This is a genomic window from Aminobacter sp. SR38, assembly GCF_014843375.1.
GTDB lineage: Bacteria > Pseudomonadota > Alphaproteobacteria > Rhizobiales > Rhizobiaceae > Aminobacter > Aminobacter ciceronei.
Map to the genome: position 1 here is coordinate 124,286 of NZ_CP062112.1, position 14,209 is coordinate 138,494.

Genomic DNA, 14,209 nt, shown 5'->3' on the forward strand with positions numbered 1-14,209 from the left:
GTCCGAAGTCCCTGCCGGAACCTGCTCTGTCGAGGTGTCTGACGCGACAGCCGGCCGGAAACGGCGAGACAATTGCAATTTCAGTGAGGAGAAGATGATGCAGAAGATCAGCCCGTTCCTGTGGTTCGACAACCAGGCTGAAGAGGCGGTGACGTTCTACACGTCGGTTTTCCGCAACTCCAAGGTCGGCAAGATGACCCGCTATGGCGAGGCTGGTCCCGGGCCTGCCGGCAGTGTCATGGTGGCCGAGTTCGAGCTCGAAGGACTGCAGTTCACCGCGCTGAACGGCGGTCCGATGTTCAAGTTCACCGAAGCGATCTCGATGAGCATCGACTGCAAGGACCAGGCCGAGGTCGACCATTTCTGGCACAAGCTGTCCGAGGGCGGCCAGCCGGGTCAGTGTGGCTGGTTGAAGGACAAATTCGGGCTTTCGTGGCAGGTCATCCCCGAGGCATTGCCGCGCCTGCTGGGCGACCCCGATGGCGCCAGGGCTGCCAGGGTCATGCAGGCGATGCTGCAAATGACCAAGATCGACGTCGCCAGGCTTGAAGCGGCCTATGCCGGCTAGGTGATCGACGCAGTGACATGGCGGATGGGCAGAGCTGAAGGCGCCTGCCCATTTTGCTTTACAGGGGACGACCTCATCCCTATGTTCCGCGCGGATTCAACAGCCGCCTTCGGGCGCGAAACAAGCAAAAAGAAGCAATCTCCATGCGCGCGGAAACGCAGAACATTGTCGACGAAATCAGGCAGGCGATAACCCTGCTGAGGAGGCATCTTTGACTGGGATCAAGCGGTAAAACGACTTGATTACCTGAACATGCGGGCAGAGGACGGCAACCTCTGGAACGACCCGCAGGAAGCCCAGAAGCTGATGCGCGAGCGCCAGTCGCTCGACGACAACATCAAGGCCATCAAGGGCCTGAGCCAGGCGCTGGACGACAATATCGGCCTGATCGAGATGGGCGAGGAAGAAGGCGACGCTGACATCATCAGCGAAGCGGAAACCGCCATCCGTTCGCTGGCCGGCGAGATCCGGGCGCGCCAGATCGAGTCGCTGCTGTCGGGCGAAGCTGACCAGAACGACACCTATCTCGAAGTGCACGCTGGTGCCGGCGGCACCGAGAGCCAGGACTGGGCCAACATGCTCTTGCGCATGTACACGCGCTGGGCAGAACGTCGCCGGTTCAAGGTCGAGGTACTGGAAGTCCATGACGGCGAAGAGGCCGGCATCAAGTCTGCCACGCTGCTGATCAAGGGCCACAACGCCTATGGCTGGCTGAAGACGGAATCGGGCGTCCACCGCCTGGTCCGCATTTCGCCCTATGACAGCAATGCGCGCCGCCACACTTCGTTCTCGAGCATCTGGGTCTACCCGGTGGTCGACGATTCGATCGAGATCGACGTCTCGGAATCGGATGTGCGCATCGACACCTACCGTTCGTCGGGCGCCGGCGGCCAGCACGTCAACACCACCGACTCGGCGGTGCGCATCACACACATCGCCACCGGAATCGCTGTTGCCTGCCAGGCCGAACGTTCGCAGCACAAGAACAAGGCCAAGGCCTGGGAAATGTTGCGCTCGCGCCTCTATGAGGAAGAGCTGAAGAAGCGCGAAGCCATCGCCAACGCAACGGAATCGGCCAAGACCGACATCGGCTGGGGTCACCAGATCCGCTCCTACGTGCTCCAGCCTTATCAGCTGGTGAAGGATCTGCGCACCGGCGTCGAAAGCACCAGCCCGTCCGACGTCCTCGACGGCGACCTCGACGACTTCATGGAAGCGTCGCTGTCGCAGCGCATCGAAGGCGGGGCAGGGCAGGCGGTTGCCGATCTGGACTAGTCCTTTCCGGCATCACCCTGTCATCGCTAAAGCGTGATGACCGGGTTGCCCCTCGACGGAACATTTCAGGTAGGATTTCGTTAAGCGTGCGGGAGCAGGATTCGCTTGGGAGGTAATCTCAGGGGATGACGCTATGCGTCCAGAAAACCTCCGTTTGCGCCGATACATCCTTGCACTGTCCACGCTCGCGCTGATTTCGCTCAGCACGCCGCTCGCTCTATCCCACGACGCGCCGAAAGGCTGGACTTATCCCTTCGCTTGCTGTTCCGGCTACGACTGCCGTGAGGTGCCGAAGCAGGCGATAAGCGAGCGGCCACAAGGCTATGTCATCGAGGGCACTGGCGAGGTGGTGACCTACCAGGATGCACGGATCCACGAATCGCCTGATGGCCAATATCATTGGTGCTCCGTCGCGGGTGCCGATGACAGCAAAACCATCTGCCTGTTCGTGCCGCCGAAGTCCTACTGACAATCCTGACAGTCGTTCTGCTGACACCAGCGTGTCAGCAGCGTCTCGCTATGGTGCGCCGTCGCAGGAAAGCGACCCAAAACGACATGCGAGGAAGACCAGGATGGTGATCAAGGGCAGCTGTCACTGCAAGGCGACTATGTTTGAGGTAACGGAGGTGCCAGAGACGGTGACCTTCTGCACCTGCACGTTCTGCTCCAAGCGTGGTGCGCTTTGGGCCTATTACGTGCCTGCCCAGTTCAAGCTGACCAGTCCGCCCGAAAACGTCTCGATCTACGCGCGCGATTCGAGTGTGGTGAAGCATGGTTTCTGCGCCATCTGCGGCTGCGGTACCTTCACCGAGACGCCTGACTGGTCGACCGGCGAAGCCGACTTCGACAATCCCAAGGTGAGCGTCAATGCGCGCCTTTTCGATGATTTCGACCTCGATCGGATCGAAGTCGTCGTGCTCGACGGCAAGAACCTCTGGTAGCCGACCAATTTGTCCTGCAGTCAGGTCCGAGTTTGCCCATTTGCCACTGCTTCCGTTCCGTTTTTCGCCGTATTTCATGCTACAAGGCCGGTGAAGGGCTTTGCGCGGAACGCCCGACGCGTTTCGCGGTACGGAGAGGGACACATCCTGATGAAGAAGACAGTGATTTTCGCGCTGGCTGGCAGCATGCTTGTCGGTGCGTGCACGACCGATCCTTATACCGGTCAGCAGAAGGTTTCGAACGCCGCTGCAGGCGCTGGTATCGGCGCACTCGCCGGCGCCGGCCTTGGTCTGCTCGCCGGCGGCAATGACCGCCGCAATGCGCTGATCGGTGCTGGTGTCGGCGCTCTCGCCGGTGGTCTCGCTGGCGGCTACATGGACCGGCAAGAATCCGAGCTGCGTGCCCAGCTGCAGGGCAGCGGCGTCAGCGTCACCCGCGCCGGCGACCAGATTATCCTGAACATGCCGTCGAACATCACCTTTGCCACCGACCAGGACGCGGTGAAGGCGGGCTTCTACAACACGCTGAACTCGGTGGCGCTGGTGCTCAAGAAGTTCAACCAGACCACCGTCGACGTGTTCGGTCATACCGATTCGACCGGCGGCGACCAGCACAATTTCGACCTGTCACAGCGTCGCGCGTTGTCGGTCGCCAACTACCTTGGTGCCCAGGGCGTCGATTCCAGGCGCTTTGCCGTTACCGGTTTTGGTGCGACTCGCCCGATTGCGTCCAACGCGACTTCGGAAGGCCGCGCGCAAAACCGCCGCGTCGAGATTCAGTTGTCGCCGCTCACCTGAGCTGCAGACCGGAAAACTCATGAAAGAGACGGCCCCTTGCGGGGGCCGTTTTTCATTGAGCGCCGGTGCGAAAAACATGGCGCGCTGACGAAGCCGTCTCGACTGAACGACATCAGGATGGGTGTAGCAGCAAAAGAAAATGGCCCCGTTTGGGGCCATTTTCTGGAGCGTCATGTCGCTCAGATGTTTGTCGCGATGAGCATGAAGGCTGGCATGTCGTCGCCGAAGCCGACAGTGCGGTCGTCTTCTTCCTCGCGCTGATGGCGGCGATTGCCACGATGATCGTCGCGTCGCGGCCGGTCCTCGTGCTCGCGGTGTTTGCGATCGGCATTGCCGTTCCTGATCGCTTCCTTGCGTTCACGACGCTCGTTGATGTCGGCAACGACGTTGTCTGCAGGCGCTTCGGCTGCCACGATGGCGGCAGCGTCGACAACCGGTGCCTCGTCACGCGGCCTGCGGTCGCGCTCGCGGCCTGGCTTGTCCTTGCCGCCGGCGCGACGTGGCGCGCCACGGCCGCGGCGCGGAGCCTCGTCGTCGCCTTCGCTGGCAACGACAGTCGACAGGTCACCGTCGTGCCATTCGATCTTGTTGCCGATCAGTTTTTCGATGGCGTCGACATATTTGGTGTCGGAACGCGTCGCGATGGTGAACGACTTGCCCGAGCGTCCGGCGCGACCGGTACGGCCGATGCGGTGGACGTAGTCCTCTGCATGGATCGGCACGTCGTAATTGAAGACGTGGCTGACATCAGGGATGTCGAGGCCGCGCGCGGCAACGTCCGACGCTACGAGAAGGCGCAGTTTGCCGTCGCGGAAATTGGACAGCATGGTCATGCGCGCTCGCTGGTCCATGTCGCCATGCAGCGCGCCGGCATCGAAGTCGTGCTTGACCAGCGAGCGGAACAATTCCGAGACATCGACCTTGCGGTTGCAGAAGATGATCGCGTTCTTGATCTCGTCGCCTTCCGCCTTGATCAAGCGGCGCAGGGTCTCGCGCTTGTCCCAGGGCTTGGGGCCGGATTTGGCAAGGCGCTGGGTGATGTTGACGGCGGTAGAGGCCGCCTTGGCAACCTCGACACGCACCGGCGCATGCAGGAACTGCTCGGTGAGCTTGGTGATTTCAGGCGGCATCGTCGCCGAGAAGAACAGCGTCTGGCGCGTGAACGGGATCAGCTTGCAGATGCGCTCGATGTCGGGGATGAAGCCCATGTCGAGCATGCGGTCGGCCTCGTCGATGACGAGAATCTCGACGCCGGTCAGCAGCAGCTTGCCGCGCTCGAAATGGTCGAGCATGCGGCCGGGCGTGGCGATCAGGACGTCGGCGCCGCGCTCGAGCTTCTTTTCCTGCTCGTCGAACGACACGCCGCCGATCAGCAGCGCGATGTTCAGCCGGTGGTTCTTGCCGTACTTGACGAAGTTCTCCTCGACCTGCGCCGCGAGTTCACGCGTCGGCTCAAGGATCAGAGTGCGTGGCATGCGCGCACGGGCGCGGCCCTTTTCGAGGCGCGTCAGCATCGGCAGCACGAACGAAGCCGTCTTGCCGGTGCCTGTCTGGGCGATGCCGAGAACGTCCTTGCCCTGCAGCGCGTGCGGAATCGCGCCTGCCTGGATCGGCGTGGGCTGGGTGTAGCCCGCGTCGGTGACTGCGGAAAGGACCTTCGGCGAAAGGCCGAGGTCTGCGAAGGTCAACGCTTCTGGAGCGGTCTGAGTGTCTTCGGACAAGTGTGTTGGCTGTCTTTGCTCGTTCAAGGGCGCGGCACGCTGGCCACGACAGGCGCAAACCGCCTGCAATATGCCGCAACGCGATAGGCGTAAGTGCGCGATTTGTCAACTCAAACTGGCACGCACGCGGCGATTGCAGCTGAATACTTCCAGCTGTGGCCCAATGGTCAGTATTTGAATTGCTCGGCCAGGATGCGTTCGCTCCAGGAATGGCCCGGGTCGAACAGCAGCGTCGCGGTGTGCACAGCGGATTCCCGAACTTCCACTGAAACCACAGACTTGACCTCGGTATGGTCGGCAACTGCGTTCACCGGCCGCTTTTGCTCTTCCAGAATGTCGAAGCGAACAACCGCCGTCTTGGGCAGCAATGCACCGCGCCAGCGCCTGGGTCGGAACGGGCTGACCGGGGTCAGGGCCAGCAGCGGCGCATCGAGCGGCAGGATAGGGCCGTGGGCCGACAGATTGTAGGCAGTGGACCCTGCCGGCGTCGCCACCATGACGCCGTCGCAAATCAACTCGTCCAGCCTGACCTTGCCGTCGACCGAAATGCGCAGCCGGGCTGCCTGGTAGGATTGGCGCAGCAGCGAAACCTCGTTGATCGCCAGCGCTTCCCTTGACGTGCCGGTGTCGTCGACGGTCATCATTTCCAGCGGCCGGATGGTTTCGGGCACCGCAGCCGCAAGGCGCTCGGGCAGGGCGCCTTCGCGGTACTCGTTCATCAGGAAGCCGACCGTGCCGCGGTTCATGCCGTAGACACGCTTGCCGGTACTCATCGTCTCGCGCAGCGTCTGGAGCAGAAACCCGTCGCCGCCCAATGCGACGACAATATCTGCCCGGTCATGAGGTATCTGGCCATAGCGCTGGGCGAGCCGCTTGGCCGCGGCATCCGCCTCCGCGGTGCCTGACGATGCGAACGAAAATGTCAGCGACTTGGCGTCCATGTGCTCCCTGGCGGCGGTCCGAACGCCGATGCCGGCCGCCGGCAACGGGGTAGCACGCTGATTTGCCAAAGCAAAGGGAGCTAGCCGGCCTGCGCCAGCCTGGCGCTGGCTGCTCAACCGCCGGCCGAGCGGATGATCGAGCACATGCCGGTGCGGACAACGTCGTTGGTGGTCACCTGGCCCGGCTGGATGTCGAACACGGCGTTGACCAGGGTGCCGCCGCCCTGGCTTCGAGCCACAACACGCAATGTCTGCAGCCGGCCGCTGCCCGAAGTGTCTTGATAGGCGTCGATCGCCCCGAGCTCCTTGTTGACCGTGATGCCGGAGAAGCCCTCGGCGGCGATTGCCTGGGCGAGGCGCTTCAGGGCCTGCGCCTGTTTGACCTTGGGAAACGACTGCGAGCTTTTGAAGGAAACCGCCGTAACCAGCGGAATGCCGCTGACCTTGAAGTTCTTTTCGCATGTCTGTGCCTGAGCTACGGAAACGGTGATCGCCGCCAGGGCAGAGGCGACCAAGACTTGCTTTAGCATTTGCTACTCCATGGACGGGGATTCGATGTCGTTCGGGCCTACATTCCGCCTTCGGCCTCGGGAAGGTCAAGTATCCGCCTCGACAAAGACTGTGCCGGAGGCAGGCGTACATTTCCACGGGGCTCACACCACTTACGCATTCCGTCAGCGAGATACATCCATGGCCGGATCGCAAAGCGTTAAGCTTCGCTCGCTATCCAGCTCTGCATTCGGACCCGGACATGGAAGGGGATCGTCGTGTGGAAGATCACGTTCAAGGCCAGCCTGGTCACCATCGCCGTCATCCTCGTGACCCAGGTCGTTTCGTTTTCGATCCGTCATTCAGCCGGCCAGTCCTTCACGGCGTTCGTCTTTGCTATGAATTCGATCCTGCCGGTGCTGACGGCGTTTCCTGCGGCATTCCTGATCTTCTGGCAGAACGAGAAACTCAGCCGTGCGCTTGCCGAACTGTCGCAAGCCCACATGCAGTTGAAGGCAAAAGCAACGCACGACCACATGACCGGGCTGCTGAACCGCGAGGCATTTTTCGAGAAATCGAAACAAGCCAGGCGCAAATGCGATTCCGGCGCGCTGCTTCTGATCGACGCCGACAATTTCAAGAGCATCAACGACACCTTTGGCCACCTCGTCGGCGACGAGGCGCTCAAGCTGATCTCGAAGGCGCTACGTTCGGCGATCCGCGAAAACGACCTGGTCGGGCGTGTCGGCGGTGAGGAGTTCTGCGCCTTCCTGCCAACCACAGGTCCGGATGAAGCGGCCGCTGTCGCCGAGCGGATCCGCGTCGAGGTCGAGCGGCTTGCATTCTATCCGGTGGAAGGCCGCCCGCATCGCCTGACGGTCAGCATCGGTGCGGTCGTATCCGCTGGGCAGCAACCAACATCGCAGCTCATGCGCCTTGCCGACCGCTGCCTCTATGAGGCCAAGGAACAGGGGCGCAATCGTGTGGTGTTTGCCAGTCCGGTGGTGCCGGTTGTCTGAGGCCGTCTTGCGGGGGCAGGGTCAGCCGATGCCGGTGACATAGTGCAGGTAGATGGCGAGCACGATAAAGCCGATGATCGTGGCGATTCCGGTCCAGTCGACCCGCGCCTCTTTCATCTGGCGGAAAAGCTTGAGCAAAAGCAGCCACGCGACAATCACCACCACGGCAATAATCACGAACCTGATCATCCATCACCTCCAGCGCCGGCGTTCATGCTGCCTGCGATCTGGATATAGTGGGCGCGAGGCTTCAGTTTTAGGGCGCGGGGCCTGTGCGCATCTGGGGATGCCGCGCGGCTCGCCCGAAATTGTCTTTACTGGACCGCAAAATATGCTAACCGGGGCGAATTGCCCTTGTAGCTCAGCTGGTAGAGCAGCGGTTTTGTAAACCGAAGGTCGCGGGTTCGATTCCTGCCGGGGGCACCAGTTCTTCTTATGTACAGCCCGAAGACATAGGTAACAGTTTGTACCTAAGACATGGGTGACAACCTCGTGCCGAACGGGTTGTCGATGGTCTGCAGGGTCCTCTGTTCGAGGTCGATATAGCCAAGATCATAGTGCATGAAGGAGACGAGCCAAATGGCGTCGTCGACTTCAGTGATTCCGAGCCTCTGGCCGGCGAGCACGGTCGAGATATTGATCTTCTTGCGGTGCATGCAGATGCGGCCACAGGCGGTGACGAGGATGTCGCGGTCATGGAAGGGGTAATGCAGGTCTGGCAGCCCCTCATAGGCTCTTGAAGAGGGCTTATAGAGTTCGTCCGGCACCTTCATGCCGATCGCTTGGTGCGGTCGTTCGGCATTGAATTCGCTGACGAATGCATCGAACCTGGCCTGCTGCTGTAGAATGTTCATGCCCGGCGGCCGGGTCGTCTCCTGCTTGAGGGTCCGGTGCATACGCTCATGCCTGCCGTTCTGCTGCGGGTTGCCGGGTTTGATGCGCTCGATGTCGATGCCCAGCCGCAGCCAGAAGACCGAGAGCCTGGACAGATTGTAGAGCCCGTTGGGAGAGGCGAAGGGCAGCCCGTTGTCGCTTCTGATCGCCGCCGGCAGGCCGCGCTGTTTGAACAACCTCACGAAGGCTTCGACGACGGGCACCTCCCGCGTTGATCTGAGGGCTTCGCACAGAAGGATCATGCGCGAGGCCTGGTCAGTCACCGTCAAAGGGTAACAGTACTGGCGATTGCCGAGCCTGAACTCGCCCTTGAAATCGACACACCACAGATCGTTAGCAGCATGCCGCCGACAGCGGCGTGCCCTCGGCCTTGCAGCGCCGCCTCTGACGGGCGCGCGTGATAAGGCCGTGGCGGTCGAGCACGGCATGGACCGTGCTCGTCGACGGCAGCCGAACGTCGCCGGCCAGCTTGCGCACCAGAAGCTCACGGATCTTCCTGGCGCCCCAGTGCGGCTTGTCCTTCTTGGCCTTCACAATCGCCTGCTCGATCTGACAGGGCAGTTGGTTGGCATAGCGGACCGGCCGCCGTGACCGGTCGGTCAGCGCCTCCAGGCCGTCGTCCTTGTAGCGGTTGAGGATCTTGTAGCCGGTCTTGCGGGAAATCCCGAACTCTCGGCACACATCACTCATGCCCTCGCCATCCAGAAGCCGCGCAACAAAACGAAGACGTTCCTCCATCACCGAACTCTCCTTCCACGGCATCAACACCTCCGGCCAAAAGCCAAAAGTGTTACCCATGTGTCCGGTACGAAACGTCACCTATGTCTCGGGTCGCTCATTACTCAGCAGCTTCCGCATCCGTCTTGGCGACGGCGTCCTGGCAGATGTCGCACCATTCGGCGCTGACGAGCGTTGCCATGCGCTCGACGCCGATTCGCACTGCGGCGTTGGTGGCGCCGGCCGCCGGCACGACTTCGTCATAGGCACGCAGCGATACGTCGCAATAGATCTTGAGCGGTGTTGCCAGGCCGAACGGGCAGACGCCTCCGACGGGATGTCCGGTCAATTCCGCCACCTGCTCGAAGTCCAGCATGCGCGGCTTGGCGCCAAAGGCGTCGCGGCATTTGCGGTTGTCGATGCGTGCATCGCCGCGCGTGACGACAAGGACCACCCGCTCGCCGACGCGCATGCAGATGGTCTTGGCAATCTGGGCGGGCTCGACGCCGTGCGCCTCGGCCGCCAGCGCCACGGTTGCCGAGCTTGTCTGTGTCTCGATGACGTCGATGTCAGGGGCGTGTTCGGCGAAGAAGGCTTTCACGGATTGCAGGCTCATGATCGTTCCAGCGCTGGTCATTGCGAATGAGGTGACTTCAGCCGTTGTCACGCCGCTGTCAAGTTAAGGCGATGGCTGACGCGGATCGGCGTTTTGAACTATCCGCAAAAAAGATTCTCGGGGGTCGTGAACCTTTTGGGTGCTGGCCACGACTGACTGGCATGAGGCGGAGAAACGCCTCCCAGATCAACCGAAGGAGAGCACCATGTCTTTCAAGAGCAAGATGATTTCGGGCCTTATCGCAGTCACCGTCGTCGCAACCGGCCTCATCTGCACCGTCCAGCAGTCGTCTGCCGGTGGCCTGACCCGCGCCGAGGCTGCAGCCCTTGCCGGCGCCGGCGGTTTCATCGCCGGGGCGATCATTGCCGGCGGCCACCGCCCGGCGCCTGGACCCTATTACGACGCCTATTACCCGGTCGACCCTTACGACAGCCACGTCCAACGCTGCTTCGCGCGCTACCGCAGCTACGATCCGCGCACCGACACCTATGTCGGCTATGACGGCCGCCTGCGCTACTGCCGCCTGTAGTCGGAACCAGATTGCATTGTGGGAGAGGGGCAACCCTTCTCCCACCAGGCGCTTTCAGAGACCCGGCACCGTGCCTTCGGGCGAGCCGCCGATCATCCTGGTCAGTTCTGCTGCGGCGTCGCGGACGATCGGGCCGATTTCGCCGAGACGTTCCGAGGTCACCCGCACCGTCGGCCCGGAAACCGAAACGCCGCCAATGGGTTCGCCGAATTCGTTGAACACAGCGGCAGCGATGCAGCGCATGCCGGGATAACGTTCTTCGTCGTCGACAGACCAGCCGCGGCTGCGGATTTTCTCGAGATCGCGGGCAAGCAGCGCCGGTTCAGACAGTGTCCTTTCCGTATAGGCGTCGAGCCCGGCCTTGCGGACGATGGCATTGACCCGCTCGCGGTCGAGATGGGCAAGCACTGCCTTGCCGATGCCCGAGGCATGGAAGGGGCTGCGCGTGCCCGGCCGGAAGAAGGCGCGGATCGCCTGGTGCGTCTCGACCTGGCTGACGAAGACCACGCAATCGTCTTCGGCGACGCCGAGATTGGCGGTTTCCCCGGTCTTTTCCATGAGCTCCTGCATCACCGCGCGTGCGCGGTCGACGAGCTTGCGCCGGCGCAGGAAGGCTGCCCCCATACGATAGGTCTCGACCCCGATCGACCACAACTGGCCGTCGCTGTCGAATTCGACCATGCCGTGGTTCTGCAAGGTGGTCAGCATGCGATAGGCGGTCGCGGCGGCAAGGTCGGACGCAGCCGAAATCTCGCTCAGCGACAGGCCGTCACCGTGTGCGACGATGGCGAGGATGCGCAACGCCCGGTCGAGCGACTGCACTGATCCTGCGTCCGATGCCGGTTGGAATGCGCGGGGCCGTCCGCGCTGTCGTTTTTCCATCGTTGCCATTGCGTCGCTCCAGTTGCTTTTAAAAAACTTTTTCATCCAGATTGGCGAGTGATGCAACGAAAAATGAAAATCGAAGCAAAATCATATGGTAAGCGTCGATCTCAATGAATGAAAAAATATTTTGAAAAAATTGCAAAATGCGGTCGTCGATGACACGATTTGCCAACATCAGTTTTCAGTTGGAGGTAAGACCATGGCCAGGATGCGCGCTGTCGATGCAGCGGTCCTCGTTCTTGAGAAGGAAGGCATCTCGTGTGCCTTCGGTGTGCCGGGTGCGGCCATCAACCCGTTCTATTCAGCGCTGAAGGCGCGCGGTACCGTCCGGCACGTCCTGGCCCGCCACGTCGAGGGCGCCTCGCACATGGCCGAAGGCTATACCCGCGCCAAGGCCGGCAACATCGGCCTGTGCATCGGTACGTCGGGTCCGGCCGGCACCGACATGATCACCGGCCTGTATTCGGCATCCGCCGACTCGATCCCGATACTCTGCATCACCGGCCAGGCGCCGCGTGCGCGGCTGAACAAGGAAGACTTCCAGGCCGTCGACATCGCCGCGATCGCCGCCCCGGTGACCAAGTGGGCAGTCACCGTCATGGAGCCGTACCTGGTTCCGATGGCGCTGCAGAAGGCCTTCTATCTCATGCGTTCGGGTCGCCCGGGCCCGGTTCTGGTCGACCTGCCGGTCGACGTCCAGCTCGCCGAGATCGAGTTCGACATCGACGCCTATGAGCCGCTCGCCATCCACAAGCCGGCGATGACGCGGGCCCAGGCCGAGAAGGCGCTGTCGATGCTCAACCAGGCGGAGAAGCCGCTGATCGTTGCCGGCGGCGGTGTCATCAATGCCGATGCCTCGGACCTGCTCATCGAATTCGCCGAAATCACCGGGGTTCCGGTCGTTCCCACCCTGATGGGCTGGGGCTCGATCCCCGACGATCATCGCCTGATGGCCGGCATGTGCGGCCTGCAGACGTCGCACCGCTATGGCAACGCGACAATGCTGGCCTCGGACTTCGTTCTCGGCGTCGGCAACCGCTGGGCCAACCGTCACACCGGTTCGGTCGACAAGTACACCGCAGGCCGCAAGTTCATTCACATCGACATCGAGCCGACCCAGATCGGCCGTGTCTTTGCGCCCGATCTCGGCGTGACCTCGGATGCCGGTGCTGCCTTGAAGATCCTTCTCGACGTCGCCACCGAGTGGAAGACGGCAGGCAAGCTGCGTGACTGGTCCGGCTGGGCCAAGGAATGCCAGCAGCGCAAGAAGACGATGAAGCGCAAGACCCATTTCGACCAGGTCCCGCTCAAGCCGCAGCGCGTCTATGAGGAGATGAACAGGGCATTCGGCCGCGACACAACCTATGTCACCACCATCGGTCTGTCGCAGATCGCCGGCGCGCAGTTCCTGCACGTCTACAAGCCGCGCAACTGGATCAATTGTGGCCAGGCCGGCCCGCTCGGCTGGACCCTGCCGGCAGCGCTCGGCGTCCGTGCCGCCGATCCGGACCGCGACATCGTCGCCTTGTCGGGCGACTACGATTTCCAGTTCATGATCGAGGAACTGGCCGTCGGCGCCCAGCACAAGCTGCCTTATATCCATGTCGTCGTGAACAACGCCTATCTCGGCCTGATCCGCCAGGCGCAGCGCGGCTTCCAGATGGACTTCGAGGTCAGCCTTGCCTTCGAGAACATCAACCGCGCGGACGATCCAGAGGCGGGGTATGGTGTCGACCACGTCGCGGTTGCCGAGGCCATGGGCTGCAAGGCGGTCCGCGTGCGCAAGCCGGAAGAGTTCGCCGCAGCCTTCAAGCAGGCCAAGCAGCTCATGAAGGAGCACCAGGTGCCGGTCGTTCTCGAGTTCATCCTCGAACGCGTTACCAACATCTCCATGGGCGTCGAGATCGACAATGTCGTCGAGTTCGAAGAGCTTGCCGAGAGCAACGAAGACGCGCCGACCGCAATCATGCTGCTCGACTGATTTTTCGAGGAAACAACAATGCCCAAGTTTTCAGCCAATTTGTCGATGCTCTTTGGCGAGCATGACTTTCTCGATCGCTTCGACGCCGCCGCGCGCGCCGGCTTCAAGGCCGTCGAATACATCGCGCCTTACGATCATGCGCCCGACGTCGTTGCCGCGCGCCTCAAGAAGAACGGCCTGACGCAGGCTCTGTTCAATCTGCCGCCTGGCGACTGGGCGGCAGGCGAGCGCGGCATCGCCGTGTTGCCAGACCGAATCCACGAGTTCCGCCAGGGCGTCGCCAAGGCGATCAGCTATGCGCATGCGCTCGGCTGCGAGCAGGTGAACTGCCTGGCCGGCATCGCGCCTGCCGGCAACGCCCGCGACGTGCTGGAAAATGTCTTCGTCGAAAATCTCGCCTTCGCGGCAGAAAAGCTGAAGACGGCGGGCATCCGCCTGCTGATCGAACCGATCAACACCAGGGACATCCCCGGCTTTTTCCTGAACACCACCAAACAGGCGCTCGGCATCATCGACAGGGTCGGCTCGGACAATCTCTTCCTGCAATACGACATCTATCACATGCAGATCATGGAGGGCGATCTCGCCCGCACCATCGAGGCCAATCTGACCCGCATTGCGCATGTGCAGCTGGCGGACAATCCCGGTCGTCATGAGCCGGGCACGGGCGAGATAAACTACCCGTTCCTCTACGAGCATCTCGACCGCATCGGTTACACCGGCTGGGTCGGCGCCGAATACAAGCCCAAGGCCGGAACGGTCGAAGGCCTGGGCTGGTTTGCTGGATTTGCCGACAAGGGCAGCGCCGCTGCCTGAGCGCGCGGCCACTGGAATA

General features: G+C 62.0%; 15 protein-coding genes, 1 tRNA gene and 1 pseudogene. 10 read left to right on the forward strand and 7 right to left on the reverse strand.

Annotation, left to right across the window (positions count from 1 at the left end; translation table 11 throughout):
- Positions 1-97: 97 nt before the first annotated feature.
- The 5 genes from IG197_RS00590 (at position 98) to IG197_RS00610 (ending at position 3,582) form a co-directional block, all read left to right on the forward strand.
- A complete protein-coding gene (locus IG197_RS00590) occupies positions 98-568 on the forward strand; it encodes a VOC family protein (protein WP_067966506.1) in 471 nt (156 codons plus the stop codon).
- 143 nt (positions 569-711) lie between these two features.
- Positions 712-1,843 (forward strand): peptide chain release factor 2 gene (gene prfB, locus IG197_RS00595; protein ID WP_154384183.1). Its coding sequence is split into 2 segments (ribosomal slippage): positions 712-777 and positions 779-1,843, totalling 1,131 coding nucleotides; the frame shifts between segments, so codons are not numbered across the junction.
- Positions 1,844-1,976: 133 nt separating this feature from the next.
- Positions 1,977-2,312, forward strand: a complete 336-nt coding sequence (locus IG197_RS00600) for a hypothetical protein (RefSeq protein WP_246765281.1) — start codon at positions 1,977-1,979, stop codon at positions 2,310-2,312.
- A gap of 103 nt (positions 2,313-2,415) precedes the next feature.
- A complete protein-coding gene (locus IG197_RS00605) occupies positions 2,416-2,784 on the forward strand; it encodes a GFA family protein (RefSeq protein WP_192316330.1) in 369 nt (122 codons plus the stop codon).
- A 150-nt stretch (positions 2,785-2,934) separates the two neighbouring features.
- A complete protein-coding gene (locus IG197_RS00610; protein WP_067961829.1) occupies positions 2,935-3,582 on the forward strand; it encodes an OmpA family protein in 648 nt (215 codons plus the stop codon).
- A 179-nt stretch (positions 3,583-3,761) separates the two neighbouring features.
- Here IG197_RS00610 and IG197_RS00615 read toward each other — a convergent pair whose 3' ends face one another.
- From IG197_RS00615 to IG197_RS00625, 3 genes are all read right to left on the reverse strand, one after another.
- Positions 3,762-5,303, reverse strand: coding sequence for a DEAD/DEAH box helicase (locus IG197_RS00615; protein ID WP_192316332.1), 1,542 nt, complete (start codon positions 5,301-5,303; stop codon positions 3,762-3,764).
- A gap of 167 nt (positions 5,304-5,470) precedes the next feature.
- A complete protein-coding gene (locus IG197_RS00620) occupies positions 5,471-6,244 on the reverse strand; it encodes an NAD kinase (protein WP_067966513.1) in 774 nt (257 codons plus the stop codon).
- A gap of 113 nt (positions 6,245-6,357) precedes the next feature.
- Entirely contained in the window at positions 6,358-6,774 is a 417-nt protein-coding gene (locus tag IG197_RS00625; protein WP_067961833.1) for a hypothetical protein, read from the reverse strand.
- Between the two features lie 237 nt (positions 6,775-7,011).
- Between IG197_RS00625 and IG197_RS00630 the strand changes: the two genes are divergently transcribed.
- The gene (locus tag IG197_RS00630) at positions 7,012-7,752 is read left to right on the forward strand and encodes a GGDEF domain-containing protein (RefSeq protein ID WP_067961835.1); all 741 of its coding nucleotides are present in this window, start codon (positions 7,012-7,014) and stop codon (positions 7,750-7,752) included.
- A gap of 21 nt (positions 7,753-7,773) precedes the next feature.
- Here the strand turns inward: IG197_RS00630 and IG197_RS00635 are convergent, their stop codons facing one another.
- Positions 7,774-7,941 carry a hypothetical protein gene (locus tag IG197_RS00635; RefSeq protein ID WP_165915959.1) on the reverse strand — a complete coding sequence of 56 codons (168 nt, stop codon included), beginning with the start codon at positions 7,939-7,941 and terminating at the stop codon, positions 7,774-7,776.
- Positions 7,942-8,102: 161 nt separating this feature from the next.
- Between IG197_RS00635 and IG197_RS00640 the strand changes: the two genes are divergently transcribed.
- Positions 8,103-8,178 (forward strand) — tRNA-Thr (locus IG197_RS00640).
- A gap of 44 nt (positions 8,179-8,222) precedes the next feature.
- On the opposite strand, the pseudogene IG197_RS00645 reads toward IG197_RS00640, so the two are convergent.
- A pseudogene (locus IG197_RS00645) lies at positions 8,223-9,408 on the reverse strand (integrase core domain-containing protein).
- Between the two features lie 76 nt (positions 9,409-9,484).
- Positions 9,485-9,979 (reverse strand): YbaK/EbsC family protein, encoded by a 495-nt coding sequence (locus IG197_RS00650; RefSeq protein ID WP_192316334.1) that lies wholly within the window; start codon positions 9,977-9,979, stop codon positions 9,485-9,487.
- A 205-nt stretch (positions 9,980-10,184) separates the two neighbouring features.
- On the opposite strand from IG197_RS00650, the gene IG197_RS00655 reads away from it, so the two are divergent.
- Positions 10,185-10,508 carry a BA14K family protein gene (locus IG197_RS00655; RefSeq protein ID WP_192316335.1) on the forward strand — a complete coding sequence of 108 codons (324 nt, stop codon included), beginning with the start codon at positions 10,185-10,187 and terminating at the stop codon, positions 10,506-10,508.
- Positions 10,509-10,562: 54 nt separating this feature from the next.
- On the opposite strand, the gene bhcR is transcribed toward IG197_RS00655, so the two are convergent.
- Positions 10,563-11,399, reverse strand: a complete 837-nt coding sequence (gene bhcR / locus IG197_RS00660) for an HTH-type transcriptional regulator BhcR (protein ID WP_067961840.1) — start codon at positions 11,397-11,399, stop codon at positions 10,563-10,565.
- Positions 11,400-11,592: 193 nt separating this feature from the next.
- On the opposite strand from bhcR, the gene gcl reads away from it, so the two are divergent.
- Both gcl and otnI read left to right on the forward strand, forming a co-directional pair.
- On the forward strand, positions 11,593-13,374 hold the full coding sequence (gene gcl, locus IG197_RS00665) for a glyoxylate carboligase (protein WP_067961842.1): 1,782 nt from the start codon (positions 11,593-11,595) through the stop codon (positions 13,372-13,374).
- Positions 13,375-13,392: 18 nt separating this feature from the next.
- On the forward strand, positions 13,393-14,190 hold the full coding sequence (otnI, locus tag IG197_RS00670) for a 2-oxo-tetronate isomerase (protein ID WP_067961844.1): 798 nt from the start codon (positions 13,393-13,395) through the stop codon (positions 14,188-14,190).
- The last annotated feature ends 19 nt before the right edge of the window (positions 14,191-14,209 follow it).

Bases quoted from the DNA above. Each gene is read 5' to 3' on its own strand.
- IG197_RS00655 (WP_192316335.1), top strand. From the start codon at position 10,185: ATGTCTTTCAAGAGCAAGATGATTTCGGGCCTTATCGCAGTCACCGTC.
- otnI (WP_067961844.1), top strand. From the start codon at position 13,393: ATGCCCAAGTTTTCAGCCAATTTGTCGATGCTCTTTGGCGAGCATGAC.
- IG197_RS00610 (WP_067961829.1), top strand. From the start codon at position 2,935: ATGAAGAAGACAGTGATTTTCGCGCTGGCTGGCAGCATGCTTGTCGGT.
- IG197_RS00650 (WP_192316334.1), bottom strand. From the start codon at position 9,979: ATGAGCCTGCAATCCGTGAAAGCCTTCTTCGCCGAACACGCCCCTGAC.
- gcl (WP_067961842.1), top strand. From the start codon at position 11,593: ATGGCCAGGATGCGCGCTGTCGATGCAGCGGTCCTCGTTCTTGAGAAG.
- IG197_RS00600 (WP_246765281.1), top strand. From the start codon at position 1,977: ATGCGTCCAGAAAACCTCCGTTTGCGCCGATACATCCTTGCACTGTCC.
- bhcR (WP_067961840.1), bottom strand. From the start codon at position 11,399: ATGGCAACGATGGAAAAACGACAGCGCGGACGGCCCCGCGCATTCCAA.
- IG197_RS00625 (WP_067961833.1), bottom strand. From the start codon at position 6,774: ATGCTAAAGCAAGTCTTGGTCGCCTCTGCCCTGGCGGCGATCACCGTT.
- IG197_RS00590 (WP_067966506.1), top strand. From the start codon at position 98: ATGCAGAAGATCAGCCCGTTCCTGTGGTTCGACAACCAGGCTGAAGAG.
- IG197_RS00635 (WP_165915959.1), bottom strand. From the start codon at position 7,941: ATGATCAGGTTCGTGATTATTGCCGTGGTGGTGATTGTCGCGTGGCTG.
- IG197_RS00605 (WP_192316330.1), top strand. From the start codon at position 2,416: ATGGTGATCAAGGGCAGCTGTCACTGCAAGGCGACTATGTTTGAGGTA.
- IG197_RS00620 (WP_067966513.1), bottom strand. From the start codon at position 6,244: ATGGACGCCAAGTCGCTGACATTTTCGTTCGCATCGTCAGGCACCGCG.